Source organism: Pseudomonas sp. NUPR-002 (genome assembly GCF_056322725.1).
Map to the genome: position 1 here is coordinate 5,717,407 of NZ_CM150476.1, position 17,124 is coordinate 5,734,530.

The window sequence follows — 17,124 nt, forward strand, 5'->3', positions numbered from 1 at the left end:
TTTCTATTTGAATTCCAAGGCCAGAGCGGCACACCAGGCTTCGCCACGTGCCCCCTGCGGCGACAGGTTCAGCGAACGACCGCTCGCCTGGGGGCTTATGGTAATGGTCAGGTCGGGCTTTGGCAAAACACCTGCCCCCTTTTGGGGCCACTCGAACAGGCACAAGGCGTCATCTTCGAAGTAATCGCGAATACCGAGAAACTCCAGCTCTTCAGGATCGACCAAGCGGTAGAGGTCGAAGTGGAAGGCGCGGATGTCGCCGATTTCATAGGGCTCAACCACAGTAAAGGTAGGGCTTTTGACCGCCCCCTTGTGCCCCAGACCACGGATAATGCCCCGCGACAGGGTGGTTTTGCCCGCCCCCAGGTCGCCTTCCAGAAAAATCACGCCGTGACCTTTTGTCACTTCGGCGATACGGGTCCCGAAGCGGACCATGGCCTCTTCATCGGCCAAAAACAGGGTTACACCTGACACGCTGAATGCTCCTCCAATAAATGACGAATGGCCGGAACCAGATCACTGGCCGCCAAGCCCCGACCCTGCGCGCCTAGACGCTCTCCGGCACAGGCATGCAACCAGACCCCCAGGCATGCGGCGTCCCACGCCGACAGGCCTTGCGCCAGAAGCGCCCCAAGCACGCCGCTGAGCACATCACCCAGCCCTGCTCCCGCCATGGCGGGGTGACCGCGATCACACAAACGCAGTTGCCCGCTCGGGTCGGCCACCAGGGTGCCCGCGCCTTTGAGCACACATATGACCGCGTATTTGCGTGCCAGTTTGCGCGCCGCCCCGGCACGATCGGCCTGCACTGCTTCGGTAGACATGCCCAGCAAGCGTGCAGCTTCGCCTGGATGCGGGGTCATGATCGAGCCCGAAGCGATCGGCAGCGGCTCCCGTGCCAGCAGGTTCAAGGCATCAGCGTCCCACACCTGTGGAGCCGCAGCGTTGACCACTGCCGACAATAAGCTGCGGCCCCAGGCGGCCTGGCCAAGACCAGGCCCTACCACCAGCACCGATGCCCGCTCAAGTGGCGTCATCAACTGATTGGCCGAATGCACGCCCAGGCACATCACCTCGGGCAATCGAGCCAGCGCCGCAGGCACGTGCTCGCTGCGGGTGGCCAGCGAAACCAGCCCGGCGCCACAGCGTAACGCCGCTTCGGCACTGAGCATGACCGCCCCGCCAGTGCCACGATCACCGCCGACCACCAGCACATGGCCAAAGTCACCTTTCTGCGCTGCCCACGGGCGTGGCGCAAGTGCAGTCAATGCGCGACTGCTAAGGGTTTGTGGCTGGTTTGCCGAGTGTTTGGTCTGAGGCATGGGTCAAAGGCTCCGATGTCTGGCAGAATTATACGCACCTGAGTCTGCGTTGCCTTATTTCCCATGTCCGCTTCTATCCCCGATCTTCCTGTACTGGCCCAATCGATCAAGGATTGGGGCAAAGAGCTCGGCTTTGCCCATGTCGGCATTGCCGGGGTGGATCTGGCCGAGCACGAACAACACCTGGAACGCTGGCTGCAAGCCGGCTACCACGGTGAAATGGACTACATGGGGGCCCACGGCAGCAAGCGCTCACACCCCGACCAACTGGTACCGGGCACGCTGCGCGTGGTGTCGTTGCGCATGGACTACTTGCCAGGCGACACGCGCATGGCCCAGCAACTGGCCCAGCCGGAAAAAGCCTACATCTCCCGTTATGCCCTGGGACGCGATTACCACAAGCTGGTGCGCAAGCGCGTCCAGCACCTGGCCGAGCGCATTCAGAAAGAAATTGGCCCGTTCGGCTTTCGCGCCTTCGTCGACAGCGCCCCGGTGCTGGAAAAGGCCATCGCCGAACAGGCCGGCCTTGGCTGGATCGGCAAAAACACCCTACTGCTCAACCGCAAGGCTGGCAGCTACTTCTTCCTCGCCGAGCTGTTCGTCGACTTGCCGCTGCCGGTCGACCCGCCCCAGACCAGCGAACACTGTGGCCGTTGCAGCGCCTGCCTGGACATCTGCCCCACCCAAGCCTTTGTCGGGCCCTATGTGCTGGACGCCAGACGCTGCATTTCCTACCTGACCATCGAATTGAAAAGCGCCATTCCCGAAGAGTTGCGCGCCCTGATCGGCAACCGGGTATTCGGCTGCGATGACTGTCAGATCGTCTGCCCGTGGAACCGCTTTGCCCGGCCCACCGCCGAGAACGACTTCAAGCCCCGGCACAACCTCGACAGTGCCGACCTGGCGGAACTGTTCATGTGGGACGAACAGACGTTTCTCGACAGCACCGAAGGCTCACCGCTGCGCCGTGCCGGTTATGAGCGCTGGTTGCGCAACCTGGCGGTAGGGCTGGGGAATGCGCCGTCGACCATTCAAGTGCTGGAGGCACTCAAAGCACGCCTGGACTATCCGTCGGAGTTGGTGCGAGAGCATGTGCAGTGGGCATTGGCGCAGCATTCATCGCGGGGCAAGCCCGCCCCCACACACCCTACCGGTGGGAGCGGGCTTGCCCCGCGATGATGCTCAATGCTCGTCGTTGTAATGAAACTTCGGCATTTCCCAATGGAAGCGAATGGCCAACAGGCGCAGCAGGAAACCACCAAACAAGGTCAGTAAAATCGCCTGTTCACTGGGCACATTGAAGTGCACGCAGCCCAGGTAAAACCAGGCTGCAGCAAAGGATACGCTGGCGTATAGCTCGCGCCGGAAGATCAGCGGAATATCGTTACAGAATATATCGCGAAGAATCCCGCCAAATACCCCAGTGATTACCCCACTGATCGAGGCCACCAACATACCCTGGCCCATTTCCAGCGCAGTCATGCAACCGATCAAGGTAAACGCCACCAGGCCCAGCGCATCGAGCACCAGGAACAACGAACGCAAGTGACGCATCAAGGGTGCGATGAAAATGGTCATCAGCGCGGCGAAGCTGGTCAGCACCAGGTATTCAGGGTGTTTCACCCAAGTCAGCGGGTAATGCCCAAGCAACACGTCGCGCACCGAGCCGCCGCCCAATGCGGTAATGCAGGCGATCAACACCACGCCAAACCAATCCATGCCGCGACGCCCGGCAGACAGCGCGCCAGTCATGGCTTCAGCGGTGATAGCAATGAGGTAGAGCATCAACAACATGGTGCGGATCCGTGCAAGGGGGCGCGCAGTCTAACCAGTTGCCTCAAGCACCAAAAGGGGGCGCCGCACGGATTGTCTGTACAAGCGTGCGGCGACACGATCAGAACTTGATGAAGTGCTCACGGTAGTGGCGAAGTTCATTGATCGATTCGCGGATGTCATCCAGCGCCAGGTGAGTACCACCCTTCTTGAAGCTGTCACGCACTTCAGGTGCCCAGCGCGCTGCCAGCTCTTTGAGGGTCGAGACATCCAGGTTGCGGTAGTGGAAGTAGTTTTCCAGGCCACGCATGTGACGGTAGAGGAAGCGTCGATCCTGGCAGATGCTGTTGCCGCAGATCGGCGACTTACCCTTAGGCACCCACTGTTCGAGGAAGGCGATGGTCTGGGCCTCGGCCTCGGCCATGCTGACCTTGCTGTCCTTGACCCGCTGCGTCAGGCCGGAAGCACCGTGGGTACGGGTGTTCCACTCGTCCATGCGCGCCAGCACTTCATCGCTATGGTGAATGGCTATCACCGGGCCTTCGGCCAGGGTGTTGAGGTCGCTGTCGGTAACAATAGTGGCCATTTCGATGATGACATCGTGGTCCGGATCCAGACCGGTCATTTCCAGGTCGATCCAGATCAGGTTCTGTGGGTTCTGCATGATTCTGCTCCTCGGTAGGTGCGCAGTTTAGCCTAGTGGAGCGTGCTAAACTCCTCGCCGTTTAATAATGCATGTCTCACACGGAACCTTCATGGCCAAACGCCAGCTCAATCGCCGCCAGAACTGGCGGATCGAAAAAATCCAGGGTGAACGCGCTGCCCGCGCCGCCAAACGCGAACAACAGACCCTGAAGGAGCTCGAAGGCGGCGACCTGGGCCCCGAGCAACTGGGCTTGGTCATTGCCCACTTTGGCGTGCAGGTCGAAGTCGAGGCACAGGACGGTGATGACGCCGGCCAAGTATTCCGCTGCCACTTGCGCGCCAACCTGCCAGCACTGGTCACCGGTGACCGTGTGGTCTGGCGTGCCGGCAACCAGGGCATCGGCGTTATCGTTGCGCAGATGCCGCGTAACACCGAACTGTGCCGCCCCGACAGCCGTGGCCAGCTCAAGCCGGTTGCCGCCAACGTCGACCTGATCGTGATCGTCTTCGCTCCGGCGCCAGAACCTCACGCCAATCTGATCGACCGCTATCTGGTGGCCGCTGAGCATGCTGGTATTCGCCCCCTGTTGCTGCTCAACAAAGCCGACCTGATCAACGAACAGAACGCCCCGGCGCTCAATGCGTTGCTGGCGGTGTACCGGCAACTGGGCTATCCCGTGCTGGAGGTTTCAGCCCACCACGGTGATGGCATGCAGCAGCTGCAAGCGCAGCTGGACGGCCATATCAGCGTCTTCGTCGGGCAATCGGGGGTCGGCAAATCGTCGCTGGTCAACAGCCTGCTGCCCGATGTGCAGACCCGCGTTGGCGACCTCTCGGAGTGGTCCGGCCAGGGCACGCACACCACCACCACTGCACGCCTGTACCACTTCCCCGGCGGCGGTGAGCTGATCGACTCTCCAGGTATTCGTGAGTTCGGTCTTGTCCACGTCAGTCGCGCCGACGTCGAAGCAGGCTTTATCGAATTCAGCGACTTGCTCGGCACCTGCCGCTTCCGCGACTGCAAGCACGACCGCGAACCTGGCTGCGCTCTGCTCAAGGCCTTGGAAGACGGGCGCATCCAGCAGCAGCGCATGAACAGCTACCGCTCGATCCTTGCCAGCTTGCCGCAAGACAGCTACTGATCGCCTGGGTGAGGCTTACCGCGAGCCTCACCCTGCGGCTCTGTAGGACAAGCTTGTGGGAAAAGTTACCCAGCAAAGCAGGACCCTTCCTTAAATATCGTGGTCCCTTGCTGTCATAGCGGCTTTCATTGATTGTCACCTTTCAGGTTCGCCACCACGAAGCGAATCATCGCCATACCCTGCGTATGAAAGGACTCAACAATGACAATTCGATCCTTGCTCATCCACTGCCCTGCCTGCACACCCGGAGGGCTTGCCTGATGCCTGTCGTTATCAGCTATCGCCACCCACAACGCCTTGATGCCTACGTGATCAGCGAACGTCTGAAACTTGAAGGCATTGCCACCCACCTGGACCTGTTCGACGGCGACGCCGGGCAGACGGCCGACGATATCAGCGGCGTGCTGTGCAGCAACATTCGCAGCTGTACCCACCTGATCACCGTGCTTTCTCAGGACAACGCCGAAACCTGGTGGGTGCCTTTTCAGCTCGGTGCTGCCACCCTCAGCAATCGCCGCATCTCGCTGTATCACTGCGCAGAGAGCCCCTTGCCGGACTACCTCGACAAGTGGCCGGTCATGAGTGTGAGGGCGCACCTGGACCTGTTCGTTCTTGCTTACCACGACGAGCAGACCTTCAACCGCGCCATTGCCCGAGACGAGAGCGACGCCGACGCCTTGAACCGCCTGAACGCCGGTTTCTTCCATGCCGACCTGAAGGCCAAGATCCGCCGTGGATTTTGAGCCACCCCAGATAACACAACGCCCGTGGGCATCGCTGCACACGGGCGTTGTGTTCTGAGCGCAGGATTACTCCTTGCTCTCGTCCATCTTCAATACGCCATCCTCGAAGATATTCAGCTTCTGACGCAACTCACGGGGCTGCATCGGTTCGGCCTCGGGTGCCGCTGGAGCCGGAGCAGCAGGCGCGGGTGCATTGGCACCTGGCGCTGCACCTTCCGGCGCCGCAGGCTGAGGCTGCTCACCTTCAATGGTGCGCTGGGCCTTTTTGGTCAGGACAATAATGTCGATACGGCGGTTGACCGGATTGAACGGGTTGGCCCGGTCAAACAGTGATGACGAGGCATAACCCACCACCCGCGCCACCTGATCGTCCGGATAACCTCCCGCTACCAGGGCGCGGCGTGCCGCGTTGGCACGGTTGGCCGACAACTCCCAGTTACCGAAATCACCAGTACCGGCGTATGGCTTGGCATCGGTATGGCCGCTGATGCTGATCTTGTTCGGCACCGCCTTGATGGTATCGGCCATGGCCAGCAAGATATCTTCGAAGTAAGGCTGCAAGCGGGCGCTGCCCAGATCGAACATTGGCCGGTTTTCCGCATCCATGATCTGGATGCGCAAGCCATCCTGGGTGATTTCGAAGAGGATCTGATCCTTGAACTTCTGCAGTTGCGGGTTCTCTTCGACCTTGTTCTGCAACTCTTGCAAAAGCAACTCAAGGCGCTCGCGCTCAACTTGCTCAGCCATGCTCTCAACCTTGTCCTGATCCAGCTGAATGCTGGTATCGGGTGTCGGTTCAGACTTCACTTCCGGGTTGATGGTTTTTTCCGGAGCGAGCTGCGGCGAGCCGCCCAGGTCAATAATGTAGGGCGTGCCGCTTTCAGAAAAACCGATCGGGTCTTTGAAGTAGCCGGCGATAGCGATCTTCTGTTCCGGCGTGGCCGTGGACATCAGCCAGAGCACCAGGAAGAACGCCATCATCGCCGTGGCGAAGTCGGCGAAGGCGATTTTCCAGGCACCACCGTGGTGGCCGTCGCCAAAGCGCTTGACGCGCTTGACGATAATGGGCTGATTGTTCTCCATGACTTAGCGACCGCGAACCGCTTGTTCCAGCTCGGCGAAGCTCGGACGGTGGCCTGGGTACAGCACCTTGCGCCCGAATTCCACGGCCAGCGACGGTGGCATGCCGGAAGCCGAGGCCACCAGCGAAGCCTTGATGGCTTCGTAAACGTTGAGCTCTTCCTTGGCGTCCTGACGCAGGCAGGTAGCCAGCGGGCCGAAGAAGCCATAGGCCGCCAGAATACCGAAGAAGGTACCTACCAGCGCCGCACCCACGTGCAGGCCGATGGACTTCTGGTCGCCGTCACCCAGCGAGGCCATGGTCACCACGATACCCAGTACCGCCGCGACAATACCGAAACCTGGCATACCGTCAGCGATGCCTGTCACCGCATGGGAGGGGTGCTCAAGCTCTTCCTTCATGCTCAGCAGCTCCATGTCGAACAGGCCTTCAAGCTCATGCGGAGCCATGTTGCCGGTGGACATGATGCGCAGGTAATCGCAAATGAACGCGGTCATGCGCTCATCGCCCAGCACTGCAGGGTATTTGGCAAAAATCGGACTGGCAGCGGCGTCTTCGATATCGGCTTCGATCGCCATCATGCCTTCACGCCGGCTTTTGTTGAGGATCTCGTAAACCAACCCGAGCACCTCGATATAGAAGGTGTGGGTAAAGCGCGTACCAAACATTTTCAGCGACTTTTTGATTACATGCATGGTCATGTAACCAGGGTTCGCCTGCAAAAACGCACCAAAGGCCGCACCACCGATAATCAGCACCTCAAAAGGCTGGATCAGTGCAGCAATTTTGCCGTGGGACAGAACATATCCGCCGAGCACACTCGCGAATACGACGATGATGCCGATAATTTTAGCCATAGATTGAAAGCACTTACTGTCGTGGTCAGGGTCGTGGGCGGAAGTTAATAAAACTCTTCTTCTACTTATCGGCAGATCTGCGCCAGACTATAGTCAGTCAAGGCGAAAAGCCAGTTCGGCCCCCTCAGCATGCCAATTGAAACCATCGTGCCAGATCAAACACCAAAAACACTCGATGCCTGGGTCAAACTTCTCGATAGCGTACGACTGCCTGTTCCCCAGGCCAGTTACGAGCGCGTCAACGCCGCCATTGCCGACAGCCGCCGCTCACTGCGTGATATCGCGGAGATAATGCAGAGCAGCCCAAGCCTGGTGCTCAGCGTGATGCGCGAGGCCAACCATCACACCAACTCCAGTATTGGCGAGCCGGCCGAAAGCCTTGAAATAGCCCTGAACCGTCTGGGCCTGGCGCGCACAGCAGCGCTGCTGGAACGTTTGCCTGCGCTCCCAGAAGCCGACATTTCACCAGCCCTGCGCCAGTTGCAACTGGTCAGTCAGCACGCCAGCCAGCAAGCCAATGGCCTGTTCGCCAGCCGTCTGGCGCGACTCTGGCAGGAAATCCACTGGGGCAGCCTGTTGTTTCTGTCACCACTGTGGCCTTTGGCCCTGACTTACCCCAAGCACATTGAGGCGTGGGAACTGCGGGTGGTACACAAAGGTGAGTCGGCACAACAGGTAGAACTGGAGTTGTTTGGCGTACGGGTGCTGAGCTTGTGCAAGGCACTGGCCGAACACTGGCGCCTGCCGGATTGGGTCACTCGCGGCTACCACCTGCTGCAGGATGAACAACGCTTTCTGGCCCAGGCGCTGCACATCGCTCGCGAACAAAACAGCCTGCGCCAGCAACAACACCTGGACGAACACCCGCACCTGCGCCGCTGGTTCAATCAACCGGCCAACACCGTACTGCTGGCCAACGGCCTGGCGCTGGCGGCGCAAGTGGGCTGGACCAGCCCTCACGTTCGGCGCTGGCAACTATTGATCAGTCTGTATCTGCAGGTTGGCGTAGACGATGTTCAACAATTAACGCACCAGCAAGCGGCAAGCAGCGCTCGCCAGCATGCATGCAAGGATCTGTTTCACCCGGCCGAAGCGTTGCTCTGGCCCTGGCAACAACGCCGCCGTCACCCTGGGCAGATCGCACCGCCACCGCCCTCGGCCCAGGCGTTGGGCACCTGGCGCAAGCTCTGTGCCGAACTGCTGACTGAGCCCAGCCCCTTCAGCAACGCCATCCACCTGGCCACCCTGGCGCGTGATGCCCTGGTAGCCTGCGGCATGCAGCGGGTCGTACTGCTGATGACCGATAAATCACTGACGCAGTTGCGGGTGCAACAACTGGCTGGCGTACCGACAGAGGCGTCGAGCCTGGTGTTAGCCATCGAGCACAGCAAACTGCTCCAGCGCTTGATGAGCAGTGCCGCGCAGTTACGCCTGACACCCGAAAACCATGCGCAATTTTCCGCCCTGCTGCCGCCGCAGCTTCGCGCGCTGTTTCGCAGCGAGCACGTCTTGCTGCGCTCACTGTCGAGCAATGGTCGGGTGGTGATGCTGGTCATTGCCGATCAAGACGCCAAGCCGCTGACCGACATCAGCGTGCAGGCCTTCGGCAAAACCGCGCAATGTATCGAACGAGCCTTGACCGCCTTCAGCAACCGCAGCGCCTGACCCATGCGCTACAATCGCCACCCCTGCTCTACTCTGGAGACTCTGGATGACTGACTTTTCTGGCTTGCCCCTGGTAATCGAGCCGGCTGACCTGCAAGCCCGGCTGGATGTACCCGAGTTGATCCTGGTAGACCTGACCAGTGCCAATCGCTATGGCAGCGGTCATGTTCCAGGGGCACGCTTCGTTGACCCCAAGCGCACGCAATTGGGCCAACCACCGGCACCGGGCCTGCTTCCGGCCAAGGCCGATCTGGAAAAACTGTTCGCCGAACTCGGCCACAACGCCAACGCGGTGTATGTGGTGTACGACGACGAAGGTGGCGGCTGGGCCGGGCGCTTTATCTGGCTGCTGGATGTCATCGGCCACACGCGCTACCACTACCTCAACGGTGGCGCACAAGCGTGGCCGGCCAGCACCCTGAGCACCGACGTACCGGCGCCTGCCAACGCTACGGTCCAGCTGACCCTGCACGAAGAACCCACGGCCACCCGTGAATACCTGCAAAGCCGCCTCGGCGCTGCCGACCTGGCGATCTGGGACGCCCGCAGCCCGGCGGAATACCGCGGCGACAAAGTGCTGGCGGCCAAAGGCGGGCACATCCCCGGCGCGGTCAACTTCGAGTGGACTGCCGGCATGGACATGAACGACGCCCTGCGCATTCGTAAAGACATGCCACAGATTCTCGAGAATCTGGGCATCAGCAAAGACAAGGAAGTGGTCACCCACTGCCAGACTCACCACCGCTCCGGCTTTACCTACCTGGTGGCCAAGCATCTGGGCTACCCTCGGGTCAAAGCCTATGCCGGATCCTGGGGCGAATGGGGCAACCACCCCGATACCCCTGTAGAAGTTTAAGGAAACCTAATGAAATCCCGTTTGTTCATCATCAGTCAGTACCTGCTGCCTCACCACTTGCTGTCACGTCTGGCCGGCTGCGTTGCCGAATGCCGCGTGCGCTGGTTCAAGAATGCCTTCACCAGCTGGTTCGCTAAGCGCTTCCAAGTTGATATGTCCCAGGCCCTGGTTGAAGACCTGACCGCCTACGAGCACTTCAACGCCTTCTTCACCCGCGCGTTGAAGCCGGGCGCACGCCCGCTCGACGAGACCCCGGGCGCCATCGTCTGCCCGGCCGACGGTGCGGTCAGCCAACTGGGTGCGATCGAACACGGTCGCATCTTCCAGGCCAAAGGTCATAGCTTCAGCGCCCTTGAGCTGCTGGGCGGCGATCCGGCCAATGCGGCACCGTTCATGGGCGGCGAGTTTGCCACCATCTACCTGTCACCCAAGGACTACCACCGCGTGCACATGCCGCTGGCCGGTACCTTGCGTGAAATGATCTACGTGCCGGGTCGGCTGTTCTCGGTCAACAAGACCACCGCCGAAAACGTACCGGAGCTGTTCGCCCGCAACGAGCGTGTGGTGTGCCTGTTCGATACCGAGCGCGGGCCAATGGCCGTGGTGCTGGTTGGTGCAATGATCGTGGCCTCGATCGAAACCGTCTGGGCCGGCCTGGTGACGCCACCTAAGCGTGAACTGAAGACCTTCCGCTACGACGAAGCCAGCCGCGCGCCGATCCACCTGGAAAAAGGTGCGGAACTGGGCCGCTTCAAGCTGGGTTCGACGGCTGTCGTACTGTTTGGACCGGAGCAGGTCAAATGGGCTGAAGAGCTCGGTGCCGGCTCGGTGGTGAGCATGGGCCAACGCCTGGCGTTGCCAGCCCAGGCTTGATGCTGCTGTAGGTGGGAGCAACTGGCTTGCTCCCACCATAAGCCCCTTTAGCTGCGGCCGTCGCGATCGCGGAAGCCCAGCAGGTACAGCACGCCGTCCAGGCCCAAGGTCGAAATCGCCTGTTTGGCCGATTGTTTGACCAACGGCTTGGCACGGAACGCTACACCCAGACCGGCGATTGCCAGCATCGGCAAGTCGTTGGCGCCGTCACCCACGGCAATGGTCTGCTCCATCTGCAAACCTTCCTTGCGCGCCAGCTCAGCCAGCAGATCGGCCTTGCGCTGCGCATCAACGATTGGCTCTACCGCGACACCGGTAACCTTGCCATCAACCACTTCCAGCTCGTTGGCAAACACGTAGTCGATGCCCAGTTTGGCTTGCAACTGCTTGGCGAAGTAGGTGAAGCCGCCCGACAAAATCGCGGTTTTGTAGCCCAAGCGCTTGAGCTCGGCGAACAGCGTTTCGGCACCTTCGGTCAGGCGCAGCGAAGCACCAATTTCGTCGAGCACATTGACGTCCAGACCCTTGAGCAACGCCAGACGCTCCTTGAAGCTGGCACGAAAATCCAGCTCGCCACGCATGGCCCGCTCGGTAATTTCCGAAACTTGCTCACCAACCCCGGCTGCTTTGGCCAGTTCGTCGATCACTTCCGCTTCGATCAGCGTCGAGTCCATGTCGAACACCGCCAGACGACGGTTGCGACGGAACAGCGAGTCTTGCTGGAAGGCGATATCAACGTTCAGCTCTTGCGCCACACTGAGGAACTCAGCACGCAGCGCCTGCGGATCAGCCGGTTCACCACGGACCGAGAACTCGATGCAGCCTTTGCCCTGCTCAACCGGGGTATCCAGCGCCACACGGCCGGAAAGACGATCGATGTGATCGATGTTCAGCCCGTACTGGGCCGTGATGGAGCTGACCCGTTGCAGTTGCTCGGCAGTCACTTTGCGCGTGAGCAAGGTAACGATGTGACGCGCCTTGCCCTGGCCCTCGACCCAGCTTTGGTAGTCTGCTTCGGACACCGGCGTGAAACGGACCTGTTGGTCGAGTTCGTAGCCCGCAAACAGAATATTCTTCAGTACCGATGAAGCCTTTTCGGTATCCGGGATTTCCACCAGGATGCCAAAGGACAGCGTGTCATGAATCACCGCCTGACCGATGTCGAGGATGTTCACACCACCCTGGGCCAGAACGCCAGTGATGGCCGCAGTAAGACCCGGACGGTCTTCACCAGTGATGTTAATCAGAACGATTTCGCGCAAAACGGGCTCCGACTCGTGGAAAAAAACCACATTCTACCGACTTTCGGTGACCATCGGGCGCAGCCGATACTTTGCCGGTCCTTGAGCGCTCGCTATACTGCGCAGCAACTTCTCCGACATAAAGAGCCGCGCTCTGTGAACCGGCCCACGCCCGTTAAGACCGACAACTTCTTCCTGCTGATTTTCCGTGCCCTGCGCCACCGTCGTGTGCCGCTAGCGCTGCGCATCGCCTGCCATAACGTGCTGCTGGTTGCACTGGCACTGGTGATTTACGCCTGCGTGATGGGTTTGCAGTTCAAGCAGGCCATGCATGATCAGGCCGACGCCCTGGGCCAGAGCCTGACCACGCAAACCGCAACCTCGGCAACCGAGCTGCTGGTGTCCAACGACATCCTCAGCCTCAACGTGCTGCTGGGCAACCTGGTGAAGAACCCGCTGGTGGCCCATGCTGCCATCTACAGCGTCGATAACCGGATTCTTGCCGAGGCCGGCCAGCGCCCGAAGAACGGCCTGCTGGGTGAGGCTGAAGGCCTGTACCAGACCAACATCACCTTCCAGGACGTGACCGCCGGCAAGCTGCGCATCAGCCTGGACATGACCGAGTTCCAGCAGCCACTGACCATCAGCTTGCAGAGCATGGGCATCCTCGCCGGCATCCTGCTGGCGTTGGCCTTGGCCATGAGCTTGCGCCTCGGGCGCTTCATCTCGACGCCGCTGCTGCAATTGCGCGTCTGGCTGCGTGACATCAACGAGTACACCCCGGCAACTGATCGTCAGGATGAAATCGGTGACCTGGCGCGTCAGCTGCATACCCGCTTTGCCCCACCGCCCCGGGAAGTCGAGCCAGAGCCCGAAGAACTGGACGAAGACGAGCCCGAATTCGAAGTGCGCAACCTGCGTGATCCGAGCTTCGACGAAGCGCCTGCGGTGGCCAAAATCAGCAAACCTGTCACCGCCGACGATGAAAGTGATGACGCGTTTGCCGACCTGATCGATGTCGAAGACGACAGTGCGCCACGCCCTGTGGCCCTGCCGGTCAAGCGCGAACCCCAGGCCAGCGCTGTACTGGCCGTGCAACTGGGCTCCCAGGAGCAACTGCGCCGCCTGCCTCGTGCACGCCTGACCGAGCTGCTGGAACGCTACCGTGACTGCCTCGACCAAGCGGCATCACTGTACGAAAGCGAAGTGCACACCCTCAACGACGGCAGCACCCTGCTGTTGTTCCACAGCCAGGACAGCGGCGAGGATTACCTCACCAATGCCATCTGCTGTGGCGAACTGTTGCGGGCGCTGGGGCATGCCCTGCAAATCGAAGTGGCCGACAGCGGTATCACCTTGCAACTTCAACTAGGCCTGGCGCTGGGTGAAGACTTGCAGGGTCTGAGTCAGATCGATCTGCTGCTGACCGAGAAGGCCCAGGACGCCCTGGCCCTGTCGCAGCACAGCCGCAACCTGTTGCTGGTTGAGCGCAAGATCAGTGACGACGCTCTGATCCGCCAACGCGCCCGTATTCGCCCGATTGCCAGCCCTGAAGGCGCGAGCTGCGTTGAACGCCTGATGGAACCTTACCCGTCGATGCTGGAGCGCCAGCTGGCGCGCATGCACGAGCGCCGGGTCAAGACCTGATCAACCGCTGCAGGAGCGGGCTTGCTGTGGGAGCGGGCTTGCCCCGCGATAGCGATCTGCCAGTCACATCGTATCGCGGGGCAAGCCCGCTCCTACACCGGCCACAAAAAAGCCCGCATCGTTGCGGGCTTTTTGTTTAGAAGCGGAACACTTCCAGATCGGTACGAATCGGTGTTGCCAATGGAATCTTCGGCTTCTCCGGTTCTTTACGTACTTGCACCGGCGCCGCCTTTCTCGGTGTTTCTTCAACCAACGGTGGCTGGTTGGCGAGGGGCTTGAGGGCAACACTCAGCTGTTCAGCAAGCTTTTGCAGCAATTGACCCTGGGCCTGAACCTGGGCTGCGGCGCTGCCTTCGTGCTGCTGCTCAAGGTGAACGATACGGTTGTCCCGCACCTGGCCACGACGATCGAGCAAACGCCATTGCGCGTCGAGAATCGCCGGCTGGTTGGCACCAGAGTCCAGGCGGGTGATCGACAACAGTACCTGCACATCCGGCGTGAAACCGGTATTGCCCGGTGCCAGCACTACGCGCTGGCTGTCCAGGCGCCAGGCCAACTGACGGACCAGCAATTGATCGATATCTGCCGAAAGGCTGCCCGCCCAACGACCATCGGTCGCTGCAGTCAGGCTGCCATCAGGCTGGCGCTGCAACAGGGTTTCGCGCTGCAAGTAGTCAGCCACCGAGACCGGGCCGAGCACAACGGCCATGCCCGCGCTTTGCTTGGGTTGGCCAGGCTCACCGCTGTCAAGCTGGTACAGGGAAACCGGCTGATGCATGCTGCAACCGGCCAGACCCAGCACGCCGCACAGCAAAACCAACGGAAGACGCAGAAATTTCATCATCCCATCCAGGCGGCCGCCACAAGGCACACCGCAATGATACTCATGTAGATTCAGTCGGATACACAGCTACGCCGGTATCGCAAGGGGCCTATCATCCGCGAAATAACGGTGCGACTCCAGTGTTTAAACCCCGAACAGGCAGGAAAATACCTATTCGGGGCTTCTAACTCGGGTTATCCGAGGTTTTCGACCAACAACGCATCAACACGCTGGAAGCCACGCGGGAGTTTGTTGCCGCGGCGGCCACGCTCACCCTTGTAATGCTCCAGGTCGTCGGCCTTCAGTGATAGCGTACGCTTACCGGCCTGCAACACAAGCGTCGCGCCATCGGCAATCACCGCCAGGTCCGTGACGTATTCCTCACGGCTGGCAACTCGGTCACCAGGGATGCCGATGATCTTGTTGCCCTTGCCTTTGCCCAGTTGCGGCAAGTCGCTGACCTTGAAGATCAACAAGCGACCTTCGGTGGTCACGGCGGCCAACCAGTTCTGCTCACGGTCAGCGACCGCGCGCGGAGCCATGACCTTGGCGCCGTTGGGCAGGCTGAGCAAGGCTTTGCCGGCCTTGTTCTTGGCCTGCAGGTCTTCGCCCTTGACCACAAAGCCGTAGCCCGCATCGGAGGCGATCACGTACAGGGCATCATCTTCAGGCAGCAGCACACACTCGAACGTCGCGCCCGGTGGCGGGGTCAGGCGCCCGGTCAGCGGTTCACCCTGGCCACGGGCCGAAGGCAAGGTGTGAGCGGCAACCGAATAACTGCGCCCGCTAGAGTCGATAAACACGGCAAACTGATTGGAGCGCCCGGCCGCAGCGGTCTTGAAGCCATCACCGGCCTTGTACGAAAGCCCGGTGGCGTCGATGTCATGACCCTTGGCGCAACGCACCCAGCCTTTTTCCGAGAGCACCACGGTTACCGGCTCGGTCGGCATCAATTCGTTTTCCGAAAGCGCCTTGGCTTCCGCGCGCTCGATGATCGGCGAACGGCGGTTATCACCGTAGGTCTCGGCATCTTTGATCAGCTCGGCACGCACCAGCTTGCGCAGCTTGGTTTCGCTACCCAGCAAGGCGATCAGTTTGGCTTGTTCCTTGGCCAGCTCATCCTGCTCGTTGCGGATCTTCATCTCTTCCAGCCGCGCCAACTGGCGCAGGCGGGTTTCAAGGATGTAGTCGGCCTGGGTTTCGGTGAGGTCGAAACGGGCAATCAACGCCGCTTTTGGCTGGTCTTCGGTGCGGATGATGTGGATCACTTCATCCAGGTTGAGGAACGCAACCAGCAAACCTTCGAGCAAGTGCAGGCGGCGCTCAACCTTGTCGAGGCGGAATTTCAGGCGGCGGCGCACGGTTTGTACGCGGAATTCCAGCCATTCGACCAGCAGCGCCCGCAGGTTCTTCAACTGCGGGCGGCCATCCAGGCCAATGATGTTGACGTTGACCCGGTAACTGGACTCAAGGTCAGTGGTGGCAAACAGATGCTGCATCAGCTCATCGAGATCAACCCGGTTAGAGCGCGCGATGATCACGATACGGCATGGGTTCTCGTGATCCGACTCGTCGCGCAGGTCGGCGACCATCGGCAGCTTCTTGGCCTGCATCTGCGCGGCGATCTGCTCCAGCACTTTCGCCCCGGACACCTGATGCGGCAACGCGGTAACCACGATGTCGCCATCTTCAATGCGGTAGACCGCACGCATACGCACCGAACCACGACCACTTTCGTAGATTTTCAGCAGTTCGGAACGCGGCGTGATGATCTCGGCTTCGGTCGGGTAGTCAGGCCCCTGGATATGCTCACACAGCTGCTCGACCGTGGCCTTGGGCTCATCGAGCAGGCGCACACAGGCGCTGGCCACTTCCCGCAGGTTGTGCGGCGGCACATCAGTCGCCATGCCCACGGCAATACCGGTGGTACCGTTGAGCAGGATGTTCGGTAAACGCGCCGGCAACACCGCTGGCTCATCGAGGGTACCGTCGAAGTTCGGCACCCAATCGGCCGTGCCCTGGCCCAGTTCGCTGAGCAGCACTTCGGAATAACGCGACAGGCGTGCTTCGGTATAACGCATGGCCGCGAACGACTTCGGATCGTCCGGAGCACCCCAGTTACCTTGACCATCGACCAGGGTGTAGCGGTAGCTGAATGGCTGGGCCATCAGCACCATGGCTTCATAACAGGCCGAGTCGCCATGGGGGTGGAACTTACCGAGTACGTCACCGACGGTACGCGCCGACTTCTTGTGCTTGGAATCGGCGTCCAGACCCAGTTCGCTCATGGCGTAGACGATGCGTCGCTGCACCGGCTTCAGGCCGTCGCCGATGTGTGGCAGGGCGCGGTCCATGATCACGTACATGGAGTAGTTGAGGTAGGCCTGTTCGGTGAAGTCAGCCAGTGACCGGCGCTCTACGCCATCGAGGCTGAGATCAAGGGAGTCGCTCATGCG

General features: G+C 60.6%; 16 protein-coding genes. 7 read left to right on the forward strand and 9 right to left on the reverse strand.

The window, feature by feature from the left end:
- Positions 1 to 3: 3 nt before the first annotated feature.
- Together tsaE and ACVWSC_RS26355 are read right to left on the reverse strand one after the other, a co-directional pair.
- A complete protein-coding gene (tsaE, locus tag ACVWSC_RS26350; protein WP_442110208.1) occupies positions 4 to 474 on the reverse strand; it encodes a tRNA (adenosine(37)-N6)-threonylcarbamoyltransferase complex ATPase subunit type 1 TsaE in 471 nt (156 codons plus the stop codon).
- Positions 462 to 1,322 carry an NAD(P)H-hydrate dehydratase gene (locus ACVWSC_RS26355; RefSeq protein ID WP_442110210.1) on the reverse strand — a complete coding sequence of 287 codons (861 nt, stop codon included), beginning with the start codon at positions 1,320 to 1,322 and terminating at the stop codon, positions 462 to 464. The genes tsaE and ACVWSC_RS26355 overlap by 13 nt, the downstream gene beginning before the upstream one ends.
- Before the next feature lie 63 nt (positions 1,323 to 1,385).
- Here ACVWSC_RS26355 and queG point away from each other — a divergent pair, with 63 nt between their 5' ends.
- Positions 1,386 to 2,501: a tRNA epoxyqueuosine(34) reductase QueG gene (gene queG / locus ACVWSC_RS26360; protein WP_442110212.1), complete on the forward strand. Its 1,116-nt coding sequence runs from the start codon at positions 1,386 to 1,388 to the stop codon at positions 2,499 to 2,501.
- A 3-nt stretch (positions 2,502 to 2,504) separates the two neighbouring features.
- On the opposite strand, the gene ACVWSC_RS26365 is transcribed toward queG, so the two are convergent.
- Both ACVWSC_RS26365 and orn read right to left on the reverse strand, forming a co-directional pair.
- Entirely contained in the window at positions 2,505 to 3,116 is a 612-nt protein-coding gene (locus ACVWSC_RS26365) for a trimeric intracellular cation channel family protein (RefSeq protein ID WP_442110214.1), read from the reverse strand.
- A 100-nt stretch (positions 3,117 to 3,216) separates the two neighbouring features.
- A complete protein-coding gene (gene orn / locus ACVWSC_RS26370) occupies positions 3,217 to 3,759 on the reverse strand; it encodes an oligoribonuclease (protein ID WP_038615221.1) in 543 nt (180 codons plus the stop codon).
- Positions 3,760 to 3,850: 91 nt separating this feature from the next.
- Here orn and rsgA point away from each other — a divergent pair, with 91 nt between their 5' ends.
- Complete coding sequence (gene rsgA / locus ACVWSC_RS26375; protein ID WP_442110216.1) at positions 3,851 to 4,882, forward strand: small ribosomal subunit biogenesis GTPase RsgA; 1,032 nt, start codon at positions 3,851 to 3,853, stop codon at positions 4,880 to 4,882.
- Positions 4,883 to 5,142: 260 nt separating this feature from the next.
- Positions 5,143 to 5,625, forward strand: coding sequence for a molecular chaperone Tir (locus tag ACVWSC_RS26380; RefSeq protein WP_442110218.1), 483 nt, complete (start codon positions 5,143 to 5,145; stop codon positions 5,623 to 5,625).
- Between the two features lie 66 nt (positions 5,626 to 5,691).
- On the opposite strand, the gene motB is transcribed toward ACVWSC_RS26380, so the two are convergent.
- Positions 5,692 to 6,708, reverse strand: a complete 1,017-nt coding sequence (motB, locus tag ACVWSC_RS26385; protein ID WP_442110220.1) for a flagellar motor protein MotB — start codon at positions 6,706 to 6,708, stop codon at positions 5,692 to 5,694.
- Positions 6,709 to 6,711: 3 nt separating this feature from the next.
- Complete coding sequence (gene motA, locus ACVWSC_RS26390; protein ID WP_442110222.1) at positions 6,712 to 7,563, reverse strand: flagellar motor stator protein MotA; 852 nt, start codon at positions 7,561 to 7,563, stop codon at positions 6,712 to 6,714.
- Positions 7,564 to 7,692: 129 nt separating this feature from the next.
- Between motA and ACVWSC_RS26395 the strand changes: the two genes are divergently transcribed.
- From ACVWSC_RS26395 to asd, 3 genes are read left to right on the forward strand one after another with little or no spacing between them, the layout of a single operon-like run.
- Positions 7,693 to 9,228 carry an HDOD domain-containing protein gene (locus ACVWSC_RS26395; RefSeq protein ID WP_442110224.1) on the forward strand — a complete coding sequence of 512 codons (1,536 nt, stop codon included), beginning with the start codon at positions 7,693 to 7,695 and terminating at the stop codon, positions 9,226 to 9,228.
- Between the two features lie 46 nt (positions 9,229 to 9,274).
- Positions 9,275 to 10,084 carry a rhodanese-like domain-containing protein gene (locus ACVWSC_RS26400; protein ID WP_442110226.1) on the forward strand — a complete coding sequence of 270 codons (810 nt, stop codon included), beginning with the start codon at positions 9,275 to 9,277 and terminating at the stop codon, positions 10,082 to 10,084.
- 9 nt (positions 10,085 to 10,093) lie between these two features.
- Positions 10,094 to 10,957: an archaetidylserine decarboxylase gene (gene asd, locus ACVWSC_RS26405; RefSeq protein WP_133211524.1), complete on the forward strand. Its 864-nt coding sequence runs from the start codon at positions 10,094 to 10,096 to the stop codon at positions 10,955 to 10,957.
- A 47-nt stretch (positions 10,958 to 11,004) separates the two neighbouring features.
- On the opposite strand, the gene serB is transcribed toward asd, so the two are convergent.
- A complete protein-coding gene (gene serB / locus ACVWSC_RS26410) occupies positions 11,005 to 12,219 on the reverse strand; it encodes a phosphoserine phosphatase SerB (protein ID WP_442110228.1) in 1,215 nt (404 codons plus the stop codon).
- A 135-nt stretch (positions 12,220 to 12,354) separates the two neighbouring features.
- On the opposite strand from serB, the gene ACVWSC_RS26415 reads away from it, so the two are divergent.
- Complete coding sequence (locus ACVWSC_RS26415; RefSeq protein ID WP_442110230.1) at positions 12,355 to 13,845, forward strand: histidine kinase; 1,491 nt, start codon at positions 12,355 to 12,357, stop codon at positions 13,843 to 13,845.
- 136 nt (positions 13,846 to 13,981) lie between these two features.
- Here the strand turns inward: ACVWSC_RS26415 and ACVWSC_RS26420 are convergent, their stop codons facing one another.
- Positions 13,982 to 14,686, reverse strand: coding sequence for a PqiC family protein (locus ACVWSC_RS26420; RefSeq protein WP_442110232.1), 705 nt, complete (start codon positions 14,684 to 14,686; stop codon positions 13,982 to 13,984).
- Between the two features lie 176 nt (positions 14,687 to 14,862).
- Positions 14,863 to 17,121: a DNA topoisomerase IV subunit A gene (parC, locus tag ACVWSC_RS26425; protein ID WP_442110234.1), complete on the reverse strand. Its 2,259-nt coding sequence runs from the start codon at positions 17,119 to 17,121 to the stop codon at positions 14,863 to 14,865.
- Between the last annotated feature and the right edge of the window lie 3 nt (positions 17,122 to 17,124).